The organism is Geotalea uraniireducens, assembly GCF_027943965.1.
In the GTDB taxonomy this organism is placed as follows: domain Bacteria; phylum Desulfobacterota; class Desulfuromonadia; order Geobacterales; family Geobacteraceae; genus Geobacter; species Geobacter uraniireducens.
This window is the reverse complement of sequence record NZ_AP027151.1, coordinates 2,757,263-2,778,684: the sequence shown is the minus strand read 5'-3', so window position 1 is coordinate 2,778,684 and position 21,422 is coordinate 2,757,263. Positions and strand designations below refer to the sequence as shown.

The following is a 21,422-nucleotide window of genomic DNA, read 5'->3' as shown; positions in this document are numbered from 1 at the left end:
TACCGCCTTTCCCTGGAGTATGAATTATGCCGCGCTGTCGATCAGCTGCATTTCGTCGCTGCCCATCAGTTGCTCGATGTCGACCAGGATCAGCATCTGGCCGTTCTGGGTGCCGAGCCCGGTGATGTAGCGGGTGTCGAGGCCGGCGCCCAGTTCCGGGGCGGGCCTGATCTGCTCCGCAGCGAGGGTGACCACGTCCGACACGCCGTCAACCACCATGCCGACCACCCGTCCCAGCACGTTCATGATGATCACCACCGTGAACTCGTCGTAGGTCGGGGTGCCAAGGTTGAACTTGATCCGCATGTCGACGATCGGGACGATCACTCCCCGCAGGTTGATCACCCCTTTGAGGAATTCCGGGGCGTTGGCGATCCGGGTGACGGCATCGTAGCCGCGGATCTCCTGGACCTTGAGAATATCCATGCCGTACTCCTCGTTGCCGAGGGTAAAGGTGAGGTATTCCCGCGGTGCCGGCCCCACTCCCCGCTCTCCCGTTTCCTGTTCCGCACGTATGGTCATCGTTCCCTCCTCCTGTTCCTGTTTGCCAGAGCCACTAGTCTTTCCACATTTCGAGCAGGGCGCCGACGTCGAGGATCAGGGCGACCTTGCCGTCCCCCAGGATCGTTGCGCCAGCGGTCCCCGCGACTTTCCGGTAGTTTTCCTCCAGGCTCTTGATTACCACCTGGTGCTCGTCTAAAAGGGCGTCGACCAGGACCGCCGCCTTTTCCCCCTGGACATCGATCAGGACCACGATTCCCCGTTCCGGCTCGGTCACCGTCGCTTCCAGGTTGAACAGCTGGTGAAGCGGCAGCAGCGGGATGTATTCGCCGCGGACCAGCACCACCCGCCGGCCGTTGACCGTCTTGACCTCTTCGGCCTGCGGCTGCAGCGACTCGATGATCGAGTTGAGCGGGATGATGAATTTCTCTGCGCCGACGGCGACGGAAAGGCCGTCGAGGATCGCCAGGGTGAGCGGCAGGCTGATGGTGACCCGCGTCCCGCGTCCCGGCTCGGAGCTGAGCTGGATCCGGCCACCGAGCGCCTGGACGTTTCTCTGTACCACGTCCATCCCGACGCCGCGGCCGGAGATGTCGGTAATCACCTCGGCGGTGGAGAAGCCGGGAGCGAAGATCAGTTGCCAGACCTCCTCGTCGGCCATTGCCTCGCTGGCCGGAATGCCGCGTTCAGCGGCCTTTTTGAGGATTTTGTCCCGGTTGAGGCCGGCGCCGTCGTCGATGACGTCGATGACGATCCGGCCGCCGATCTGGGCGGCCCGCAGGGTGACGGTGCCGACCGGGTCCTTGCCGGCGGCGCGGCGGACTTCCGGCAGCTCGAGGGCGTGGTCGAGGCAATTGCGCACCAGGTGGGTGAGGGGGTCGGTAATCTTCTCGATCAACCCCTTGTCCAGTTCGGTGGTCTCCCCCTCGGTCCGGAGTTCCACCTGCTTGCCGAGCTTGGTCGCCAGATCCCGGACCAGCCGGGGAAAGCGGCTGAAGACGATGCCGATCGGCACCAGGCGGATCGACATGACGCTCTGCTGCAGGTCGCGGGTGTTGCGTTCCAGTTGCAACAGCCCGCGGTGGAGGTTTTCGAAGAGGACCGGATCGAGCTGGCCGGCCATCTGGGCAAGCATCGCCTGGGTAATGACCAGTTCGCCTACCTGGTTGATCAGCTGATCGACCTTGCCGACCCCGACCCGGATCGACGATTCGGCTTCCGGCCCGCGCCGGCCGAAGGCGCCGGGGGCTGTTTCGTTCCGGTCGCTGGCCCGGCGGCCGAGGAGCGCTGCCGGTTCTTCTCCGGGGATGACGCCGGGGGATGGCGCCGTTTCCTGCCGCTCTGCCGGCGATGCGTCGGCGATCCGCAGCTGCTCGCGATCGGCGACGAATTCGAAGATGTCGCGGATCTCTTCCTCGGGGGCGGCGGTATCGAGGGTGAAATGCCAGTGGCCCAGGCAGCTTTCGGGGTCGATGGTTGCCAAGTCGGCTTCAGCAATTTCGTAGCGGCTGGCCAGTTCGCCCAGTTCCGCCAGTTCGGCGATCAGGTTCTCGATTCGTACCCCGCGGCGAAAGAGGTCGTCTTCCGGCAGAAAGTCGATCTCCAGGCGGCGCTGGTTGTCCGGAGCCGGTACCGGCGTCGGCTCCGGTACGGGAGCCGACGTCTCGACTGCCGGGGCGGCGGGCTGGCGGTCGCAGCACTGGCGAAGCTGGGCGCAGATGTCGTCGATCAGCGCCAGATCCACCGCGCTGCCGTCGCGATGGCCGGCCAGCTGCATGCCGATGGCATCGCCCGACCGGAGGAAGAGATCGACCATCGGACCGGTCAGCGCCAGCTCGTGGGTGCGGATCAGGTCGAGGAGCGATTCCAACTCGTGGGTGACCACCGTCATGTCGGAAAAGCCGAAGATCCCGGCGCCCCCCTTGATCGAGTGGGCCGCCCGGAAGAGGGCGTTCAGTTCCTCGTCGCCCGGATTGGCGATATCCAGGGCCAGGAGGATCTGTTCGAGTTCGGCCAGATGTTCAGCGCACTCGTCGAAGAAGACGGCGTTGAACCGGCTGATATCGGTAGTGGCATTAGGGTCGGGGGCGCTCATCACGCTTGTCCTTGTTCACTGTGGATGATCTGTTCCAGCTCGTGGGCAAACCCGAGGGTTTGCACGGTGAGACGGAAGTCGCGATCGACGTCGGTCAGGGTCGGGGCAAAACCGAGCTGCCGGAGGTGGCGGATGAACACGGTCAGCAGTTGCAGGCCGCAGGCGTCGATGGCGTCGATCCCGGCCAGGCTGATCAGTGGCTGGCCGCTCGGGCCCGGCCGCCCGCCGGGCACATGGTGCGACAGGGCCGCCAGGTGTTCGGCCAGCGGTTGCAGCTGGGTTGCGACTCCGGTCATCGACCAGTCGCCGTCGAGGGTGATTGCTATCGTGGCGGTTGTTGCTGCTGACATGGTAGCTCCTCCCTGAAACGGTGTTGATGCGCTGCTCTGGGGATACCATTGCAGCGGCAATGCCAAGGAGTGGCGGAAAAATTATCAGTAATTACAGTTAGTTATCTGGGGGGCTTCCGGGGACCCCTGCGACGGAAGTTGCCGGAATCGGCCGGGAGCGAGAAAAGGTCTGTTGTTACGGACGGTTGGCGGGTGCAGCATAGGTTGCTGCTGCAACGCTTGTCGCAGGCATTTACACGATGGCGCGGGGGGGAATCTATTCGGGCTGCGGACTCCGGCAAAGCCGCTTGTTGAGCGCCTGACGGCTGATGCCGAGGTAGGAGGCGGCGATCCCCTGGTTGCCGTTGGCAAGGCGGAGGGCGTGAGCGACGAGCAGCTCTTCCGCTTCCTTCAGGGTTGGCATCCGGCCTGCCGGCGCGGTTTCAGCGGCGAGGGCGCCGAGGAAGGCGAGCGGTTCACATTCCGCCGCGGTGCGGCCGCTGCCGATTGCGGCACGGAAACTGGTCATGGAGAGGACCCCCTTGCCGTGCCGGGCCATGGCGTCGAAGATCATCGCCCGCAATTCGCGGAGATTGCCGGGGAAGTCGTAGGAGGCGAGGTAGGCGCAAAGTTCGGGCGGCGGGGTAGGTTTCGCTTTCTTGTAAGCGGCCGCCGCCTCGTCGAGGAAATGATCCAGGAGGAGCGGTAAATCGTCGCGCCGTTCGCGGAGCGGCGGGATCGTTACCTGGTGGGTGGTGAGCCGATAGAAGAGGTCCTTGCGGAAGCTGCCGTCGCCGATCATCGCCTTCAGATCGCGGTTGGTAGCGACGACGATCCGGGCGTTGGTCCGGCGGGGGCTGTCCGAGCCGAGCGGGTAATACTCCTGCTCCTGGAGCAGCCGGAGCAGTTTCAGTTGTGACGACGGCTGCAGGTCGCCGAGCTCGTCGAGGAAGAGGGTGCCGTCGGCCGCTTTGGCGATCAACCCTTCCCGCGGGGTGTCGGCGCCGGTATAGGCCCCCTTGGTGTGGCCGAACAGGGTGTCGGAGAACATCAGGTCGTCGAGCCCGGCGGCATTTACCGCGACGAACGGGCCGGGGCGGCCGCTCAAGCGGTGGAAGGTGTTGGCGACCAGTTCCTTGCCGACCCCGGTTTCGCCGTTGATCAGCAGCGGCTGGTCGGTGACCGCCACCGCCTCCAGGTAGTGGAAGACCGCCCGCATCCGGGGACTGCGGGTGATGATGGCGGCAAATTCCTCTTCATGCTGCAGCCGGTCGGTCAGCAGATGCTCGCTGAGGGACGAAACCTGGCTGCGCAGCTGATGCAGTTCGAGGGCGCGGTGGGCGCCGGTCAAAAGCCGGCTCCGCTCCACCGGCTTGACGAAATAGTCGAAGGCTCCTGCCTTGATGCAGTCTACCGCCATCTCGATGTCGTTGGCGGCGGTCATGACGATCACCGGGATCTGGGGGTGGGTGCCGGCCAGTTCCTTGAGCAACTCGTAGCCGGAGACGTGGGGCATATAGAGATCGAGGATGATCAGCGCTACCTCTTCTTTGGCCAGGATCTCCGGCACCTGGCGGCTGTCGTTGCAGGTCAGGACACGGCTGAAGCCGGCGGTGCGGAAGATCAGGCTGGTGCTGAAGAGAATCTCCTCTTCGTCGTCGACGAGCAGGATCGGGAAGGCGAGTAGGGGACGGCTGTTCATACGGGCGAAACCTCCATCGGGTTGACTCAATGCAGCCAGGGGCGGAAAAATTTTCGCCCCTACAACTAATTCGCGAGCCGGGGCGTGGGCGAACACTCCCCCTCGGTCCCCCGTGTCAGGGGGGAGGAGATGCATTCGCCGGCGTCCTGACCGGCTCGCCTTCCGGCTCGCCGCTGGCCGGCAGGCGGATGATGGCGGTCGTCCCCTGGCCGGGGGTCGATTCGAATTCCAGCGAGCCGTGATGTTCCTTGATGATGCTGGCGGAGATCGACAGGCCGAGGCCGGTCCCGCCACTCTCCAGTCGGGTGCTGAAGAACGGCTCGGTGATCTTGTCCAGGACCTCCCTGGTCATGCCGCGGCCTTCGTCGCTGATCGTTACCACGAGGCGGCCGGTGAAAGCGTCGTAGGCCGTCGTGGCGCTTACCGACCGTGACTTGTCGGGGAGCGCCTGCAGAGCGTTCGTCAGCAGGTTGATCACCACCTGTTCGATCTGTTGGGCTTTCCCCCGGGCCGGCGGCAGCGCCGACGCCAGTTCCACCGTGAAATGGTCGGTAAAGCGGTGAATGATATGGCCGAGCATCGCCACCGCCGTCTGGACCGTCCGGTTGACGTCGAAGTGGGCGGTGAGGGTCGCGGTGTCGTTGCGGGCGAATTCCTTGAGGTTCTTGACGATTTCGCCGATCCGCCGCGACCCTTCGCCGAGGCCGGCAAAGAGCCGGGGCGCCAGGGTCCTGACCTCGCTGAACGGCAGGCCGTTCAGGGTAAAGTCGCCATGCTCGGCGGAGTAGTCGTTGAGAATAACGGCGGCATCTTTCCAGGCGTCGGCCAGGATGCCGGCGTTGAACGAAATGAAATTGTTCGGGTTGTTGATTTCGTGGGCAATGCCGGAAACCAGCATCCCCAGTGAGGTCATCTTGTTGGCGTGGATCAGCTTCGCCTGGGTTTCGCGGATATCTTCCTCGATGCGCAGCCGTTCGGAGATGTCGCGGAACGAGCAGTAGACCACTTCGTTGTCCCGCAGCCGGATAATCTTGCCGCGGATCGAAACGGCGCGCTTTTCCCCTCCCTTGGTGCAGACGGTTGCCCGATCGACCTGGAAGAGCCGCTGGTCGCCGCTCTGCGGTATTTCGCCGATGAACCGCTGGTACTCTTCCGACGCCAGGAACGACCAGGGGCCGAGGTTGAACAGCTCGTCGCGGGAAAAGCCGGTCATGCTGATTGCCGCCGGGTTGGCGTCGATGATGTCGAAGCTGTCCAGCGCCAGGAAGACGATGGCGTCCTCATTCTGGGCGAAGAGCTGGTGGAAGCGCTCCTCGCTTTCCAGCAGTGCCGCTTCCGCCTGCTTTCGCCGGCTGATGTCCCGGGCGAAGGAGAAGATGAACTCCCGCCCCTGGTATGCCAGGAAGTGGGCGACGACGTCCATGGGGAGCCGGGCGCCGCTGCTGGTCCGGTGGGTCGTTTCGAAGTTGATCCCGCCGTTTTCCTTGATCTGCTGCCAGCGCTCGCGCCACAGTTCGGCGAATCGTTCGCGCGGGTAACGCTCGTCGAGGTCGCCGACGGTCATGGTCAGCAGTTCGGCGCGGGAATAGCCGAGGGTGTTGCAGGCGGTGGCATTGACCGAAACGATCCGCCCCGTTTCGTCGACCCAGAACATGTTCCCGGAGGCATGGTCGACGGAAAACTGGGTGAGCCGCAACGCCTGTTCGGTCCGCCGCTGCTCGGTAACGTCGATCATCACTCCGACCAGCCCGCCGACCGAGCCGTCCTGCTCACGGAAGATTGCCTTGTTGAAGATGACGTTACGGCTGTTGCCGTCGGTATCGATCACTTCGGTTTCGTAGGTCTCGTGCCCGGACGTCCGGTAGAGGGCGGCATCCATCTCGTAGTAGTAATCGGCCAATGCCTTGGGGGCGAGCTCGTAACTGGTCTTGCCGATGATCTGTTCACGGGGCCGGCCGAAAAAGGTCTCGAAGGCCCGGTTGCACCCCAGGTAAAGGCCGTCGCGGTTCTTGTAGTAGACCGGGTTCGGGATGGTGTCGATCAGTTCCTGGAGGAAGACGGCATGTTGCCGGAGCGCATCCTCCGCCCGTTTGCGCTCGGTGATGTCGGAAAAGACCACCACCGCTCCGACGATTTCTCCCCGCTCCCTGATCGGCGTACTGAAGTAGTCGACGGAGAAGGCCGAGCCGTCCTTCCGCCAGAACAGATCCTCGCTGACGTGGCAGCGCCGGCCGGCCAGGATCGCCTGGTGGACGGGGCATTCTTCGACGGGATAGCGGCTGCCGTCAGCCCGGCGGTAATGGAAGGCAACATGACTGTCGATCCCGGCCAGCTCCGCCATCTCGTAGCCGAGCATCTGGGCCGCCGCCGGGTTGGCGAAGGTGATCCGGCCTTCCCGGTCGATGCCGTAGATCCCTTCGCCGGCCGCCTCGAGCGTCAGCCGGTAGCGGGCGCCGAGCCGTTCCAGTGCCGCCGCGGTCTCTTTCCGCTCGGTAATGTCGATATGGATGCCGAGGATGCCGGCACAGCTGGCGTCGTCGGCGTAGATCGGCGCGGCGATGGTTTCGTACCACCGCTGGTTGCCGGAGTTGGCGGAGGTCGTTTCCTTGCGGATTACCGTACCGGCGAAGGCCCGTTCCTTGAAATAGAGCCATTCCCGGAGGTCTTCCGCCGCCATCCCGGCATCTTCCGGCCGTTGGCCGAGCTGTCTTCCCCAGCGGCGGATGGAGTGCCGGTTCTGGACGATGACCCGCCCTTCGGCGTCGACTGCCCAGAATTCGAACGGGAGGTTTTCGACGGCCGCCCGCAATCGGGCTTCGCTCTCCCGGAGCACCGTTTCCATCCGTCGCTGTTCGGTGACGTCCCGGATCGTCCCCTGGACAATGGAGTTCCCCTTGAGGGTGACGGCGTTCAGGGAGACATCGGCGATGAACGGCTCGCCGTTGCACCGCCGGTGCAGCCAGGTGAAACGCTGGGGCGTGCCGGCACGGGCGACGTCGAGCCGCTCCCGGATGGCCACCGCCGACGGCTGGCCGTCCGGCTGTTCCAGCGGCGAGAGCTCTGCCACGGTCATGCCGAGCAATTCCCCCCTGCTGCAGCCGAACATGCGGCAGGCCTGCTCGTTGCAGTCGAGGATGGCGTCGGTGAAAAGCAGGAGTCCCTCGGGGGACGCCTCGAAGAGGGTGCGATACTTTGCCTCGCTCTCCCGGAGAGTGGCCGTTGCCCGGGCCCGTTCGTGGAGCAGCAGAAAGTTGAGCAGAATGAAGAGCAGGTTGACGGCCACCGCCCCGGCAATGATACGGGTGCGGCGCTGCTGGTAGCCGGCGAGGAAATCGCTCTTTTTTATCCCGACATAGAGAACACCGATGATTTCGTCCCGGTTGTTCCTGATCGGGTCGTAGGCGGTGAAATAGGGGATGCCGAGGATCGTTGCCTCGCCGCGATACGCCCGGTGCTCCCGGAAGATAACGTCGTAGACCTGCCCCTGCAGCCTGGTGCCGAGCGCCCGCCGGCCATCCGCCTTGAGGACGTTGGTGGCGACGCGGGTATCTCCCATGAAGATTGTCGCGGTACCGCCGAAGATTTCCTCGATTTTGTCCGGCAGATCGCAGTTGCCGTTGATGAGGTAGCTGCCGGCCAGCAGTTTGCCGTCGGCGATCCGGAAATCGGTGCCCTTGTTGCGGAGGAGTTCCCAGAACGTCTTCAGCCGCTCTTCCTGCTCGATGCGAATCTGGTGTTCGGCTTCGGTAGCGGCCTGGTCCAGGAAAAAGCTGGTCGCGACAATAATTGCCCCGGTGACGATCAGGCTGGTAAGGAAAATCGGATTGGTCCACGCACTCTTGACGATCTTCACGACCGGCGGTTCTCCATGGTAAACGGCACTTGGCCGGGGAAAACGAAACGAGACTGACTCTCCAACCATATCGGTAAAATCCGGATATCCTTGAGAACAATCCTGTGCTGGCCAGCCGGGGGAGGTGGCTCCTTTCCGGGAAGAGCCGGCGGGTGGTGGGACTAGCGGCCGAATCTGGCCATTTTGTAGCGGAGGGTGCTGCGGGGGATGCCGAGAAGCCGGGCGGCCCTGACCACATTGTTGTCGCAGCGGGCGAGGGCGGTATCGATCAGCTGCCGTTCGAAACGGTCGAGGGCCGCCGCCAGACCGAGGGAGAGGTCGGGCGGTCCGTCGGCGGGGGCAGCGCCGCTGCCGGCGATCTCGACGGGGAGTTGGGCGGCGGTCAGGAGCGGTCCGTCGTGCATGATGCAGATCCGCTCGATGACGTTCTTCAGTTCGCGGATGTTGCCGGGCCAGCGGTATTCCGTCAGCCGGGCCAGCGCCTCGGGCGAGATCCCCTGGAAGTTGCGGGAGAAAGAGCGGCTGTAGCGTTCCAGGTAGAAGGTGGCGAGCAGCGGGATATCTTCCCGCCGGTCGCGGAGCGGCGGGATGCGGATCGGGAAGACGTTGAGCCGGTAGAAGAGGTCTTCGCGGAACCTCCCGGCGCCGATCGCCTCCTGCAGATCCCGGTTACTGGCGGCAACCACCCGGACATCGATGGCGATGGAACGGGTACCCCCGACGCGGCGGATTGCCCGTTCTTCCAGCACCCGCAATAGCTTGGCCTGGCTGGCGATCGCCATTTCGCCGATCTCGTCGAGAAAAATGGTTCCCCGGTTGGCCTCCTCGAACAGTCCCGGTTTGCGCTGGCGGGCGTCGGTAAAGGCACCCTTCTCGTGGCCGAAGAGCTCCGATTCCAGCAGCGCCTCGGGCATCGAGGCGCAGTTGATGGCGACGAAGGGGGCTTCCCGCCGTTCGGAGAGATGGTGGATCGCCCGGGCGACCAACTCCTTGCCGGTGCCCGATTCGCCGGAAATGAGCACCGTCGAGGCCGGGAACCGGGCCACTTCCCTTACCTGGTCGGTGATCTCCCGCAATGCCCGGCTGGCGCCGACCATCGGCACCGTTTCGAACAGCGCCAGATCGCCCCGGCGCAGGTTGCGGACTTCCCGCTTGAGGGTCTGGGTCTGCAGGGCCAGCTTGACGATCACCCGCAGGGCATCGGCCTTGAACGGCTTCTTCATGTAATGGTAGGCGCCGAGCTTGAGGGCGGCGACGGCGCTCTCCACCGAACCGTAGCCGGTGATGACGATTACCAGCAGCTCCGGGTCTTCCCGCTTGAGGGTCTTGAGGAGTTCGAGACCGTCTTCGTTCCCCAGGTTGAGGTCGAGCAGCACCAAGTCGACCTCGTGGTCGGCGAGCAGCTCCAGGGCCGCCGCGCCGCCTGCCGCCGCCAGCACCTGGTACCCGCCGGCACCGAGGATCCGCTCGGTGTTCTCCCTGATGAACGCCTCGTCGTCGACGATCAGGATCGTTTCCATAGTTTCTGTAACCGTAACTTGCCGTTTTGATTGGCTCTGCTTGCCGGATGGTTCCGGATCCGTAATGATAACCTATACGAAAAGTCGGGACTCGAACAGGAAAAATAACGAGGTATTTCGGTAGACAGAAATATGCTGGGGGGATGGCACTGGAGATGCCTGCTTTTGTTCTTTTTGAGAGCGGGGCCGGATTGCTGACGGTTGCCGGTCTGGACTGTGAATGGAACAGTCGGGGTGTTTTTTGCGTGCCAGAGGCCATTTTGGGACGATCGGGCAAGAAATAGCCAGAATCAGGCTACCGGCTTTTCCGCCCCGCTACTAAAATAAAGTGCGGCAGAAGATTAGTCGGTTGTAATTGCATAAAGTCAAGGCACTTCTGCCCAGCTACAGCATTCGATTATTAAGGAGGCCGAATATGGCGAAAGGAATTTCACGTCGAAACTTCCTGCAGTCCGGAGCTCTGGTCCTGGGAACTGTTGCCATGAGCAATGGTTTGGGCCTTGGGAGTGTTTTTGCCGCCGAGCAGGCTCATTCCCCTGTTTTTTTTACAAAAGATATCAGCGCTGCCGGACTGTTGAAAATCTATTCCAGAATCAAACAAAACATAACAGGCAAGGTTGGCATCAAACTGCACACCGGTGAACCCCATGGACCCAATATCCTGCCGCGGGAGATGGTCAAGGCACTGCAGCAGCAGATTCCCAACAGCACTATCGTTGAGACGAATACCTTGTATAAAGGGAAACGGTTTACTACGGCAGATCATCGCGAAACCATCAGGATCAACGGTTGGAACTTCTGTCCGGTAGATATCATGGATGAGGATGGGGCGGTGATGATCCCCGTCAAAGGAGGAAAGCGCTTCAAGGAGATGTCGGTGGGCAAACACTTGCTGAATTATGATTCGTTAGTGGTGTTGACCCATTTTAAAGGGCACGCCATGGGCGGTTTCGGCGGTTCGCTGAAAAATATCGCCATCGGCTGTGCCGACGGGACCATCGGCAAGAAGATGGTCCATGGTGCCCCTGACAACGTTCATTACGACCTCTGGCTCAAGGGCGAACCTTTCCAGGAAAACATGGTGGAGTCGGCAAAAGCCACTGTGGATCACTTCGGCAAGCGGATTGTCTACATCAATGTGCTGCGCAACATGTCCGTGGACTGCGACTGCGCCGGTACCAGTGCGGCGCCGGTCAGGGCGCATGATCTGGGCATCCTTGCTTCCACCGATTTGCTGGCCGTTGAACAGGCCTCCATCGACCTGGTCTATAAACTGCCCGAAGGGGAGTTGCACGACCTTCGGGAGCGCATTGAATCACGCAAGGGGTTACGGCAATTGTCCTATATGAAAGAGCTTAGCATGGGCAATGGCCGCTATGAGCTGATCACAATCTGAAAGGGCTGACGGCATACATCACGACCTTTCGATCCTGGCTGGACTACCTGTGTCGGGCTGCCGGAAGTGAGACGGCATCACGTCATTCCATTGCCGAATGCGCTGGGCGCACTGCGTGACCAGGCAAACGCCCGGTCCATGTCTGCTGCTGGTCGGCTCAGCCGGTTCGGATCGTTGAAGCAGCCCGGAGAGGATCACGGCCTCGTTTTAATTTTCATCCAATAGATCCCGCTCTGATTCCCGCTGCTCCTTCCAGATTTGCCATACCCATTCACTGCACTGTGGCGGGATAGATGGCACATGGATGCATCCTGATAAAAATCAAAAACTGACTCAGTTACTATGACGTGGGACCGATAGGTCGTCGGCTGCCAGGGCCTAGCCGTAGATTTCCCGCATCAGCTCGACGAAGGCCAGGGCGGCCGGCGACAGTTCGCGGCCGCTGCGGGTCACCAGGTAGAAGGTCCGGGAGATCGTCAGTCCGGCGACCGGCAGTTCTACCAGTTCGCCCCGCTGCAGCTCCCGGCGGATCGAAACTTCGGAGATGAACGAAAGCCCCAGGTTGCCGCCGACGGCGGCCTTGACCGCCTCGTTGCTGCCGAGAGCGGCACGGATGTCGAGCCGGTCGGCGGAGAAACCGGCGGCGGCCAGGGCCTCGCGGACCGTTTTGGCGGTGCCGGAGCCGGCTTCCCGCATGATGAACCGTTGCTGCAACAGCATGCCGAGGGTGAGGTCCGCCCGGCCGGCCAACGGGTGGGCGCTGCCGGCCACTACCTTGATTTCGTCCCGGCCCAGCGGTGCAAAGGAGATTCCTTCTTCGTCGAACCGGCTGCCGACGATACCGATTTCCACCACTTCACCGCTCACCTTGTCGAGGATGTCGCGACTGTCGCCCTGGAACAGGGTGAGGCGCACCGCCGGATAGCGGTCGAGGAACTGGGGAAGTGCCGCCGGGACCATGTAGTCGCCGGGAATATTGCTGGCCCCGACCCGCAGGATCACTTCGTCGAGCCCCTTGAACCGTTTGATTGCCTGCTCGATCTCGTGGGTGCCGGCGACCACCCGCCGGGCATGGTCGAGCAGGACCTTGCCCCCCTCGGTAAGGAGGGCGCCCCGGCTGGTCCGGTCGAGGAGCCGGATGCCGAGTTCGCTCTCCAGGGCGGCGATATGCTGGCTGACCGTCGACTGGGTGATAAAAGTAGCTTCGGCGCCGCGGGAGAAACTGCCGCTTTCGGCGACTGCCAGGAAGACTTCCAGTTGTTTCAGGTTCATGGGCCTCCCAAATGGAAAAAAACGATGATTGGAATTCAAAATATTAAAATAATCAATTTGACAGCGGAAAGTCAATTGGCTAATGCTCATCAGTGGTGATCTTGGCGGTCGGTTGACCGTACTCCGCTACCCGGGGCGACAGCCGGAGGAGCGGCGGTACCATCAGGAGGATGGCTATGTGCGTGGAGCGAGAGCAGGGCGAGGAGGGGGTGTGCCGGGTGCTGGTGGTCGATGACGACAACGTGCAGCTGGAGCTGGTGGGGTATCTGCTGAAACGGCAGGGCATTGTCGCCCGCTGTTGTCCGAGCGGCGATGCGGCGCTGCAGCTGGTGGAGTGCGAAAAGTATGCGGCGGTGTTGACCGATTACCAGATGCCGGCGATGAACGGCATCGAATTCATCCGGGCTTTGCGTCTCCGCTGCCCCGCTCTGCCGGTCGCCCTGGTCAGCGCACAGCTTACCGACGATGTGCAGCGCGAGGCGCTGGCTGCCGGGGCGGTCGGGGCGTACCGCAAGCCGACCACCCTGGCCGAGCTGCTGACGCTGATCGGCGGCATGGTCGGCGACGGTTCCCCGGTAACTGTTCATTGAGCGGACGGCTGGTGCCGCTGCAACCAAGGAGGGTTCATGTCCAGTAACGACTACACCCCGCTCTGGCAGGAGCTGGGGCTTGATCTCGACAACCATGCCGGACTGCTCGGCGTCCTGTCCGACGCCTACCGCGGCATCTACCTTGCCCAGGCCAACCGGCCGCGGGGGATGGCCTATTTTGATTTTGTCATCTCCGAGGTCCACGGCCTGCGGATCAAGGAGATTTACGAGGCGAAGCGGGCGGGGCGGAAAGTTGTCGGCGGTTTCTGCGTCTACGTCCCCGAAGAGGTGGTGCTGGCGGCCGACGGGATCTGCATCGGCCTCTGTGCCGGCGCCGAGGTCGGCACCGCCGAGGCGGAGCGCTTCATCCCGCGGAACAGCTGTGCCCTGATCAAGGCCTTCATGGGGTTCAAGCTGGCCGGTCTCTGTCCCTACGTCGAACTGACCGATCTGATCGTCGGTGAAACCACCTGCGATGGCAAGAAGAAGGCTTACGAGATCTTCGACGAGCTAACCGGCAAGGTCCATGTCATGGAGCTGCCGCACATGAAGGGGCCGGCGGGGAAACGGCTCTGGCTCGGCGAAGTGGCGCGCTTCCGGGAAACGATGGAAAAGTTGACCGGCGCGCCGTTGACCCTGGAGGGGCTTCGGCACGGGGTAGCGGTGGTCAACGCCAAGCGGCGGGCGCTGCAGCGGCTGAGCAGGCTGCGGGAGGCCGATCCGGCGCCGCTCTCCGGTCTCGATGCCCTGCTCGTCAACCAGGTATCGTTCTACGACGATCCGGTCCGTTTTACTGCCAAGACCAACGAACTTTGCGACGAGCTGGAAGAACGGGTCGCCGCGGGGGTGGGGGTGACGGCCAAAGGCGCGCCCCGGCTGCTCGTCTCCGGTTCGCCGATGGCCATTCCCAACTGGAAGGTCCATGCCATTGTCGAGGGGAGCGGTGGGGTGGTGGTCGGTGAGGAGTCGTGCATCGGCGAGCGGAACTTCCGCGACCTGGCGGACGAGGATTTCGTTACCGTCGAAGAGGGGCTGATGAAGATCGCCGAACGCTCACTGACCATCGACTGTGCCTGCTTTACCCCGAACGACGAACGGCCCGGCAACATCGCCGCGCTCTGCGAGCGGCTCCGGGCCGACGGGATCATCCATTACGCCCTCCAGTTCTGCACTCCCTACCTGGTGGAAGCCTACAAGGTGGAAACGAGCCTGGCCGGGGTGCCTTTCCTGCGCATCGAAACCGATTACAGCATGGAGGATTTCGGCCAGCTGAAGACCCGCCTCGAGGCGTTCATCGAGATGCTCCGGTGAGGTTCCTCGGCGTCGATATCGGTTCGCGCCACATCAAACTGGCGCTGGTGGTGGACGGGGCCCTGGTCGGCTATACCGGCGGGGAGAACAGCTTCGACCCGCTGGCCCGGTGCCGCGAGCTGATGGCCGATCTGCCGGCGGACCGGGTGATGGCCACCGGGTACGGGCGGCAGCTCCTCGAACTGGCCGACGACGTCCTGACCGTCACGGAGATCAAGGCCTTTGCCCGCGGTGCGGCACACCATTTTCCCGGCTGCCGGACGGTGCTCGACATTGGCGGTCAGGATACCAAGGTGATTTCCCTCGACGAGACGGGGCGGGTGCGGAAGTTCGAGATGAACGACCGTTGTGCGGCGGGGACCGGCAAGTTCATCGAGGTGATGGCCGCGAGTCTCGGCTGGTCGCTCGACGAGTTCGCCGCCCGGGCGGCCGCGGCGGCTGACGAGGTCAAGCTGAGCAGCATGTGTGCGGTCTTTGCCGAGTCGGAAGTGGTGTCGCTGGTTGCCCGGGGGGTGCCGCGGGAAGCGATCGCCGCTGCCGTTCTCCGCTCGGTGGCGGACCGGGTGACGGCGCTGGCCGCCCGGCTGCCGCTGACGGAGGAAATCGTCTTTGCCGGCGGCTGCGCCCGGAATTCCACCTTGGCGGCGATGATTGAAAAGAACCTGGGGCGGCGGCTGCTGATCCGGGAACATGCGGAATTTACCGGCGCGGTCGGCGCGGCGTTCCTGGCCAGGGACGAAGCGTTGCGGGCCGGCGCAGAATTGACAAGCCAGACCGGCGAAGGAGTGACGGTATGAAAATCATCGACTGCAGGAACATGGCCTGCCCGGCTCCGGTGGTGACCACCAAGCGGGGGCTGGAAGAGGCGGGGGGCGAGCCGTTGCAGGTGCTGGTCGACCCGGGGGCGCCGCGGGAAAACGTTAACCGCTTTGCCGTCAACCGGGGGTTCTCGGTAAGCGAAACGCCGATCGACGGCGGTTTCGCCCTGACCATCACGCCGGCGGGCGCGCCCGCGGTGTCGCCGGTACCGGTGCCGGAACGGGCCGGGAAACGGGCGATGCTGATCGCCTCCGACCGGCTGGGCGACGGCCCGGAGGAACTGGGGCGGTTGCTGATGAAGAATTTCATCATCACCCTGCTCGATCTGGCAGAGCTTCCCGACCGGATGTTTTTCCTCAACCGGGGGGTGATGCTTACCACCGAAGGATCGGAAGTGCTGGAGGCGCTGGAGAAGCTCGGCAACCGGGGGGTGGAGGTCCTCTCTTGCGGGGTCTGCCTCGATTTCTTCCAGCGGAAGGAATTGCTCCGGGCCGGGACGGTGACCAACATGTTCACCACCGCCGAAGGGCTTTTGGGCGCCGGGCTGGTGATCGGGCTGTAGCCGGGCGAAACCGGCGTAAAGTGAATTATCTTGACTGTTGAAGGAGTTCGGATGCGAAAAGCGGTAGTGTTGTTTGGTTTGCTGGCACTGGTCCTTGGTGCCGCGACGGCCTGGGGAAACAGCCGTAGCGGGACGGTGACGGTCGCCGTCGACCTGTCGGGGCAAGAGCAGGGGCAGGAGGTGCGGCTCTGGCTTCCCTATCCGGTTTCCGACCAGGACCAGACGATCGGCGCGATCAGGATTGCCGGTGATTATGCCGAGGCCGGGGTCTACACCGACCGGACCGACGGCAACCCGATCCTCTATGCCCGCTGGGATAAGGCGGCGGTCAGCCGCAAACTGACCTTTTCTTTTTCCGCCGAGCGTCGGGAGGTGCTGCGCCGCGATTTCCCGGCCCGGGAAACGGCTTGGGATCCGGCCGATTACCGCCGCTACCTGGCGCCGACCAGCCTCGGGCCGGTGACCGGCGAAGTGAAGAAACTGGCCGATTCCATTACCGGCGGAAAGACAACGGTTCTTGCCAAGGCCCGGGCCATCTACGACTGGGCCTGCGAGAACATGTACCGCGATCCGGCTACCGTCGGCTGCGGCAAGGGTGATGTCTGCGCGCTGCTCCGGAAGCCGGGCGGCAAGTGCACCGACATCTCTTCGGTGTTCGTCGCCCTCTGCCGGGCGGCCGGGGTGCCGGCGCGGGAGGTTTTCGGCATCCGTCTCGGCCGGAAGCCGACCGAGGACATCACCACCTGGCAGCATTGCTGGGCGGAGTTTTTCGTCCCCGGCTACGGCTGGGTGCCGGCCGACCCTGCCGATGTCCGGAAGGCGATACTGGTGGAGAAACTGGCACCGGAGTCACCGAAGGTCAAGGAGCTGCGGGCCTATTTCTGGGGGGGGATCGATCCGTACCGGATCAAGCTGGCGACGGGACGCGATATCGTTCTCAATCCGCCCCAGGCCGGACCGCCGCTCAATACCTTCGGCTATCCGTATGCGGAAGTGGGGGGGAAGGCGCTCGATTTCTATGCGCCGCAGAGTTTCCGTTACTCGATCAGCTATCGCGAACGGTAACCGGCCCGGCTTCCCACCACGCCTTGCCGGCTTCGGCCGCCGGCGCGGCACGCCCCACGGCAAAGAACGGGGCCCCATTCGGGGCCCCGTTGCCGTTTTCGGCGCCGGTGCGCTAGCCGGCGGCCGGGTCGCTTCCCTTTCCCCGCTGTCTGCTCAGCCAGCGGAGCATCGCTTCGCGCATCAGCTCGGAGGTGCTCTTCTCCATCTTGTTGCCGAGCGTCTCCAGAACCGTTTTCTCCTCGTCGCTTATCCGGAGCGAAATAACGTTCGGGAGGAGTTCCCGGGCATGCCCGCGCCGCTTCTTCTCTGCCGTTCGCCGGGAACAGCCGTCGTTGTTGTTCATAATCCCTTCCCTTGTCAGTCTTGATCCCCGCGGAAATTCTCGGCGGGGACCCGGTTTGTCAACATTCAGTCGAAATCGAACAGTTGAGCCAGCATCGACCGTTTCCGGTGTGGCTTGGCCTCGAAGTGCCGCCGGCTATCATGGTTATCGTGCCGTCCTCCGTCATGATGGCCGGCATGGTGCCCCTGGTGGCCGGACGGTGCCGGCCATTCGGCTGCTGTCGCCTTGGTCGGGGGGGGCTCCACCCGGGCGACGATCTTGTCCAATTCGCCGCGATCGAGCCAGATTCCCCGGCACTGGGGGCAATAGTCGATCTCGACGCCGAAACGTTCCGTCATCAGCAGCGCTACCTTGCATACCGGACAATGCATAGATTGTTCCTCCATGGTTGATGTGGTGAAAAAATTCCAACTTTAGCCGCCGTAGCTGTGTAATCCCGACAGGAGCAGGTTGACTCCCAGGTAGCAGAAGATGGTGGCGGCGAAGCCGGCGATGGAGAGCCAGGCCGCCCGCCGGCCGATCCATCCCCTGGTAAACCGGGCATGGAGAAAGGCGGCATAGATGAACCAGACGATCAACGACCAGGTTTCCTTCGGGTCCCAGCTCCAGTAGGTCCCCCAGGCGTAATTGGCCCAGGCGGCGCCGGTGATGATGCCGAGGGTGAGAAGCGGAAAGCCGATGACGATTGCCCGGTAGTTGAGGTCGTCGAGAACGCGCGCCGGTGGGAACAGGGCGGCGATGCCGCCGCTTTGGGCCGGCCGGTCCGCCTGCTCCTTGCCGCTCTGCAGGAGGTACATGATGGAAATGCCGCAGGCGACGGCAAAGGCGGCGTAGCCGATGAAACAGGTGATGACGTGGTAGAGGAGCCAGTTGCTCTGCAGGGCCGGGACCAGCGGTTCGATCCCGCTGTCGAGGCCGAGTTGGGCCCAGGCCATGCCGAACAGGGCGAAAGGGATGACGAAAGCGCCGATTACCCGGTAACGGTAGCGGACATCCAGCAGCAGGAAAATCAGGACAATGCTCCAGGAGAAGAACACCACCGATTCGTAGAGGTTGGAGAGGGGGGCGTGGCCGCGGCCGAGATCGTACGATTCCTTCCAGCGCAGGACGATGGCGGCACTCTGGATGAGCAGGCCGGCCAGGGCCGTCAGGCTGCCGGCCAGTCCCACCCTCCCGTTGCGGCTGGCCAGGTAGGCAAAGAAGCAGAGCATGGCGAGCAGATAGACAAAAGTTGTCACGTTGAATAGCAGCGAACTGGTCATTTTACTGATCCTCCCTGGCGATGGTCTGGCGCAGCCGGGCGGCCAGCTCGGCGAAACGGCGCTCGAAGGCGGGCTGGTTTTTGCTGGCGCCGCCGGCGACGATTACCCGGCCGGGGGTGATCCGGACCCAGATGCGCCGGTGCGAAACGAAAAAGGCGAGGTAGCAGCCGGCCACCATCAGCAGGCAACCGCTCCAGACGACCCAGACGCCCGGGTCCTTGGCTACCTGGAGACCGGTGAACATCGTCGCGTCGGCCCCGGCGTAGGTAAAGATCAGCGGCGCGCCGCGCTGTTCATCGAAACCGGGATAGTTGGCAAAGACGATGAACGCGCTGCTCTCGCCGCGGAGCGGATGGACCTCGATCCGGGCTGCCGGCCCGGAAACCGCGGGGATGAAGCGGCTCACCTCGTCGGTCGCTTCGAGCAGGTGCATGCTTCCCCCGTCGGGGAGCCGGGCCGATTCCCCCTGCCGGAGGGTCAGCGGAATGGGGGTGCCGCCGCTCCGTTGCCGGACGGTGAAGCGGTAGATGCCGCCGTCGGCCTGACCGTAGCTCGACTGGTAGAAAGTGATTCCTTTGTAGGTCAGCGGTTTGTTGACGATGACCGGTACCCGTTCGTAGCCCGGGACCGGCCGGCCGTTTTCGAGAATCGTCAAGAGGCTCTTGAATTCCCGGGGTGCACCGGTGTCGTAGAATGAAACACCGAAATCGTCGCAACGGACGGCAAAGCCGAGCTCGATCGGCTTCCCCGCCCGGCTGACGGCGGTGGTGGCGCTGGCGCCTTCGTTGATCGAGACGTAGGCCTTGAAGCCGAAGAGCGAGCCGATAATCGCTCCGCCGAAGATGACGATGATGCTGAGGTGGACCAGGTAGGCGCCGAGCCGGCCGGCCGGAGTCTTCTGGGCGAAGAGCTGGATGCCGTCGGCGGTGGCGGTACGGAGCGGAGGGGCGAATTCGGCCAAGAGCAATGCTGCCGCCCGTTCGGCGGCCTGCTCCGGGGCGACGGTGGTCGGGAATTCCTCTCGGCAGGGCAGGCTTCGTTCAAGTGTTTCGTCCATAAGCACGGTCGGCCGGCGCAGGTGCCGCCAGACGGCCGGGAACCGCTTGCATGAACAGGCGAACAGGTTGGCGGCCAACAGCACCAACAGCAACAGGAACCACCAGGAATGATACATGTCGAAGAGGTCGAGGGCGTTGAACAGCTTGCTGGTGCCGGTTCCGTAACGCTGCTGGTATTCGGCCGGCGCCAGGTTCTGCTGGACGACCGTGCCGATGATCGAGGTCAGGGCGAGGGCAAAGAGTAAAAACAGCGTCAGGCGCAGGGAACTGAGACCGTCCCGGAGTGCCGTGGCGAAACCACGGGCCTGGCAAGGCATAGTCATGGTAATCCTCCTGAATTGTCGGAAAAGGGGAGCCAGGGCGGGTTGGCGGCTGCGTACGCCGATCCGGCACCACCGGCGGCAACGCCGACGGGTGGCGGACGCACCAATCCCGCGCGGTTAATTCAGGAGCGGTTCTGAGGGGGGATGAACTTGCCGAGGTAGACTTGCGGCGGCGCCCGGAACGGCTCGGCGACCGCCAGTCTGGCCAGGGTCGGGGTGTACTGCGGGATTAACGCTGCCGGCAGGGGCGCCGCCGCATCGCAGGGACAGTCGAGATCGCAGCAGCAGCCGTCGGTGGTGTCGTCCGCCGAGGCAGGATCCCGCTGGTCGGCTGTCGAGGAAGCCGAGGCCTCCTTGCCGTCGGTTGCGCTCAGGCAGAGGACGGGGGTGCCACAGTCGGCAACGGCGAGTCCGCCGGCCGGATGCAGGAGGTAGAGGGCGAGCAGCAGCAAAGCGGTATATTTGATGGCGCAGCGAAAGAGCATCGTTTTGTTGTCGGGCCTTTGGCCCGTGCTGGGAAGAGAGTGACCTGCTGGCGGTGATGCTACCATTGCCCCGGTTACGGGTAAAGAAAAAAGAACCCCTCGTCCCGGTGGTGCTGCGGGGCAAGGGGCTCGTTCCGTCGCCAGCGGTTCTCTTCCGGCGGAGCTACTTCTTCAGGCTGAGCACGTAGGAGGCCAGGGTGTTGATCTCGATATCCTTGAAATCCTTGCCGAAGGCCGGCATGCCGCCGGGACGGCCGTTGCGGATGGTCGTGGCGACAGCTTCGGCAGTCCGGCCGTATTTGAACTCCGCCTTCTGCAGCGATGGCCCGGCGGTGCCGCCGACGCCATCGGCGCCGTGGCACGGTGCGCACTTTTTGGCAAAAATCGCCCCGCCCATGGCGAGCTTCTGCTGGTCGGACATCTGCCCCATGGCGCCTTGCGGCATCATCTGCCCCATCTGGCCCTGCGGTTGCGCCGGAGCCTCGGGCGCCTCTTTCTTGGAGCAGCCGGCGGCAACGAAGCAGAGCGCCAGGACGATAGCCGCTTTCCGGGCAGCGCCGGCGACGGTGGCGCGTTCATGGATAAAGCACATACGACATCCCTCCCATAGTGAAATAGTGTCCCTTCCGGGAACATCGAACAAGCTGATTTTTATGGAGTATAGGGAAGGGCGGCCGGATGTCAAGAAGGAAATTCCCGCTCGGGGCGAGGTGGTGCGCACAATGGCCGGCACCGGTTCGACCGGCCGGAAATGGCGCTGAACGATAACGAGTTTCTTGACCACCGTTGCCGAAGCGGGCGCCTTCACCGGGCAGCCGGCCGTCACGCCAACCGCTTCGCCGCCGGCGACACTGCCGATTTTTTTTGTGCCATCCGGCCAGAATACGGTAGACTTCTCGGGAAGTCCCGGCCGGTACCCGATGCCGGGGTGCGGAA

The 21,422-nt window shown here is 63.5% G+C and carries 19 protein-coding genes; 6 read left to right on the top strand and 13 right to left on the bottom strand.

Annotated features, from left to right (window positions below; genetic code table 11):
- Positions 1 to 24: 24 nt before the first annotated feature.
- From QMN23_RS13045 to QMN23_RS13020, 6 genes are all read right to left on the bottom strand, one after another.
- Positions 25 to 522: a chemotaxis protein CheW gene (locus QMN23_RS13045; protein ID WP_281999764.1), complete on the bottom strand. Its 498-nt coding sequence runs from the start codon at positions 520 to 522 to the stop codon at positions 25 to 27.
- Between the two features lie 34 nt (positions 523 to 556).
- Positions 557 to 2,596, bottom strand: coding sequence for a chemotaxis protein CheW (locus QMN23_RS13040; protein WP_281999763.1), 2,040 nt, complete (start codon positions 2,594 to 2,596; stop codon positions 557 to 559).
- Positions 2,596 to 2,946, bottom strand: a complete 351-nt coding sequence (locus QMN23_RS13035; RefSeq protein WP_281999762.1) for a hypothetical protein — start codon at positions 2,944 to 2,946, stop codon at positions 2,596 to 2,598. The genes QMN23_RS13040 and QMN23_RS13035 overlap by 1 nt, the downstream gene beginning before the upstream one ends.
- A gap of 256 nt (positions 2,947 to 3,202) precedes the next feature.
- Entirely contained in the window at positions 3,203 to 4,627 is a 1,425-nt protein-coding gene (locus QMN23_RS13030) for a sigma-54-dependent transcriptional regulator (RefSeq protein WP_281999761.1), read from the bottom strand.
- A gap of 115 nt (positions 4,628 to 4,742) precedes the next feature.
- Positions 4,743 to 8,480, bottom strand: coding sequence for a PAS domain S-box protein (locus tag QMN23_RS13025; protein ID WP_281999760.1), 3,738 nt, complete (start codon positions 8,478 to 8,480; stop codon positions 4,743 to 4,745).
- Between the two features lie 161 nt (positions 8,481 to 8,641).
- Positions 8,642 to 10,000 (bottom strand): sigma-54-dependent transcriptional regulator, encoded by a 1,359-nt coding sequence (locus tag QMN23_RS13020; RefSeq protein ID WP_281999759.1) that lies wholly within the window; start codon positions 9,998 to 10,000, stop codon positions 8,642 to 8,644.
- Between the two features lie 415 nt (positions 10,001 to 10,415).
- On the opposite strand from QMN23_RS13020, the gene QMN23_RS13015 reads away from it, so the two are divergent.
- A complete protein-coding gene (locus QMN23_RS13015; protein WP_281999758.1) occupies positions 10,416 to 11,396 on the top strand; it encodes a DUF362 domain-containing protein in 981 nt (326 codons plus the stop codon).
- Between the two features lie 378 nt (positions 11,397 to 11,774).
- Here the strand turns inward: QMN23_RS13015 and QMN23_RS13010 are convergent, their stop codons facing one another.
- Complete coding sequence (locus QMN23_RS13010; protein ID WP_281999757.1) at positions 11,775 to 12,668, bottom strand: selenium metabolism-associated LysR family transcriptional regulator; 894 nt, start codon at positions 12,666 to 12,668, stop codon at positions 11,775 to 11,777.
- A gap of 176 nt (positions 12,669 to 12,844) precedes the next feature.
- Between QMN23_RS13010 and QMN23_RS13005 the strand changes: the two genes are divergently transcribed.
- The 5 genes from QMN23_RS13005 to QMN23_RS12985 are packed head-to-tail and all read left to right on the top strand — an operon-like array spanning position 12,845 to position 17,015.
- On the top strand, positions 12,845 to 13,258 hold the full coding sequence (locus tag QMN23_RS13005) for a response regulator (RefSeq protein WP_281999756.1): 414 nt from the start codon (positions 12,845 to 12,847) through the stop codon (positions 13,256 to 13,258).
- Between the two features lie 36 nt (positions 13,259 to 13,294).
- Complete coding sequence (locus QMN23_RS13000; protein ID WP_281999755.1) at positions 13,295 to 14,569, top strand: double-cubane-cluster-containing anaerobic reductase; 1,275 nt, start codon at positions 13,295 to 13,297, stop codon at positions 14,567 to 14,569.
- Positions 14,566 to 15,366 carry an acyl-CoA dehydratase activase gene (locus QMN23_RS12995; RefSeq protein ID WP_281999754.1) on the top strand — a complete coding sequence of 267 codons (801 nt, stop codon included), beginning with the start codon at positions 14,566 to 14,568 and terminating at the stop codon, positions 15,364 to 15,366. The genes QMN23_RS13000 and QMN23_RS12995 overlap by 4 nt, the downstream gene beginning before the upstream one ends.
- Positions 15,363 to 15,950, top strand: coding sequence for a sulfurtransferase-like selenium metabolism protein YedF (gene yedF / locus QMN23_RS12990; protein WP_281999753.1), 588 nt, complete (start codon positions 15,363 to 15,365; stop codon positions 15,948 to 15,950). The genes QMN23_RS12995 and yedF overlap by 4 nt, the downstream gene beginning before the upstream one ends.
- A 51-nt stretch (positions 15,951 to 16,001) precedes the next feature.
- On the top strand, positions 16,002 to 17,015 hold the full coding sequence (locus QMN23_RS12985; RefSeq protein WP_281999752.1) for a transglutaminase-like domain-containing protein: 1,014 nt from the start codon (positions 16,002 to 16,004) through the stop codon (positions 17,013 to 17,015).
- Between the two features lie 112 nt (positions 17,016 to 17,127).
- Here the strand turns inward: QMN23_RS12985 and QMN23_RS12980 are convergent, their stop codons facing one another.
- The 6 genes from QMN23_RS12980 to QMN23_RS12955 form a co-directional block, all read right to left on the bottom strand.
- Positions 17,128 to 17,358 (bottom strand): ribbon-helix-helix protein, CopG family, encoded by a 231-nt coding sequence (locus tag QMN23_RS12980; RefSeq protein WP_281999751.1) that lies wholly within the window; start codon positions 17,356 to 17,358, stop codon positions 17,128 to 17,130.
- Positions 17,359 to 17,423: 65 nt separating this feature from the next.
- A complete protein-coding gene (locus QMN23_RS12975; RefSeq protein WP_281999750.1) occupies positions 17,424 to 17,729 on the bottom strand; it encodes a zf-TFIIB domain-containing protein in 306 nt (101 codons plus the stop codon).
- Between the two features lie 42 nt (positions 17,730 to 17,771).
- Positions 17,772 to 18,620: a c-type cytochrome biogenesis protein CcsB gene (gene ccsB / locus QMN23_RS12970; RefSeq protein ID WP_281999749.1), complete on the bottom strand. Its 849-nt coding sequence runs from the start codon at positions 18,618 to 18,620 to the stop codon at positions 17,772 to 17,774.
- A gap of 1 nt (position 18,621) precedes the next feature.
- Complete coding sequence (gene resB, locus QMN23_RS12965) at positions 18,622 to 20,001, bottom strand: cytochrome c biogenesis protein ResB (RefSeq protein WP_281999748.1); 1,380 nt, start codon at positions 19,999 to 20,001, stop codon at positions 18,622 to 18,624.
- Positions 20,002 to 20,123: 122 nt separating this feature from the next.
- Entirely contained in the window at positions 20,124 to 20,486 is a 363-nt protein-coding gene (locus tag QMN23_RS12960; protein ID WP_281999747.1) for a hypothetical protein, read from the bottom strand.
- 163 nt (positions 20,487 to 20,649) lie between these two features.
- On the bottom strand, positions 20,650 to 21,078 hold the full coding sequence (locus QMN23_RS12955; protein ID WP_281999746.1) for a c-type cytochrome: 429 nt from the start codon (positions 21,076 to 21,078) through the stop codon (positions 20,650 to 20,652).
- Between the last annotated feature and the right edge of the window lie 344 nt (positions 21,079 to 21,422).

Bases quoted from the DNA above. Each gene is read 5' to 3' on its own strand.
- QMN23_RS13045 (WP_281999764.1), bottom strand. From the start codon at position 522: ATGACCATACGTGCGGAACAGGAAACGGGAGAGCGGGGAGTGGGGCCG.
- QMN23_RS13040 (WP_281999763.1), bottom strand. From the start codon at position 2,596: ATGAGCGCCCCCGACCCTAATGCCACTACCGATATCAGCCGGTTCAAC.
- QMN23_RS13035 (WP_281999762.1), bottom strand. From the start codon at position 2,946: ATGTCAGCAGCAACAACCGCCACGATAGCAATCACCCTCGACGGCGAC.
- QMN23_RS13030 (WP_281999761.1), bottom strand. From the start codon at position 4,627: ATGAACAGCCGTCCCCTACTCGCCTTCCCGATCCTGCTCGTCGACGAC.
- QMN23_RS13020 (WP_281999759.1), bottom strand. From the start codon at position 10,000: ATGGAAACGATCCTGATCGTCGACGACGAGGCGTTCATCAGGGAGAAC.
- QMN23_RS13015 (WP_281999758.1), top strand. From the start codon at position 10,416: ATGGCGAAAGGAATTTCACGTCGAAACTTCCTGCAGTCCGGAGCTCTG.
- QMN23_RS13010 (WP_281999757.1), bottom strand. From the start codon at position 12,668: ATGAACCTGAAACAACTGGAAGTCTTCCTGGCAGTCGCCGAAAGCGGC.
- QMN23_RS13005 (WP_281999756.1), top strand. From the start codon at position 12,845: ATGTGCGTGGAGCGAGAGCAGGGCGAGGAGGGGGTGTGCCGGGTGCTG.
- QMN23_RS13000 (WP_281999755.1), top strand. From the start codon at position 13,295: ATGTCCAGTAACGACTACACCCCGCTCTGGCAGGAGCTGGGGCTTGAT.
- yedF (WP_281999753.1), top strand. From the start codon at position 15,363: ATGAAAATCATCGACTGCAGGAACATGGCCTGCCCGGCTCCGGTGGTG.
- QMN23_RS12985 (WP_281999752.1), top strand. From the start codon at position 16,002: ATGCGAAAAGCGGTAGTGTTGTTTGGTTTGCTGGCACTGGTCCTTGGT.
- QMN23_RS12980 (WP_281999751.1), bottom strand. From the start codon at position 17,358: ATGAACAACAACGACGGCTGTTCCCGGCGAACGGCAGAGAAGAAGCGG.
- QMN23_RS12975 (WP_281999750.1), bottom strand. From the start codon at position 17,729: ATGCATTGTCCGGTATGCAAGGTAGCGCTGCTGATGACGGAACGTTTC.
- ccsB (WP_281999749.1), bottom strand. From the start codon at position 18,620: ATGACCAGTTCGCTGCTATTCAACGTGACAACTTTTGTCTATCTGCTC.
- resB (WP_281999748.1), bottom strand. From the start codon at position 20,001: ATGACTATGCCTTGCCAGGCCCGTGGTTTCGCCACGGCACTCCGGGAC.
- QMN23_RS12960 (WP_281999747.1), bottom strand. From the start codon at position 20,486: ATGCTCTTTCGCTGCGCCATCAAATATACCGCTTTGCTGCTGCTCGCC.
- QMN23_RS12955 (WP_281999746.1), bottom strand. From the start codon at position 21,078: ATGTGCTTTATCCATGAACGCGCCACCGTCGCCGGCGCTGCCCGGAAA.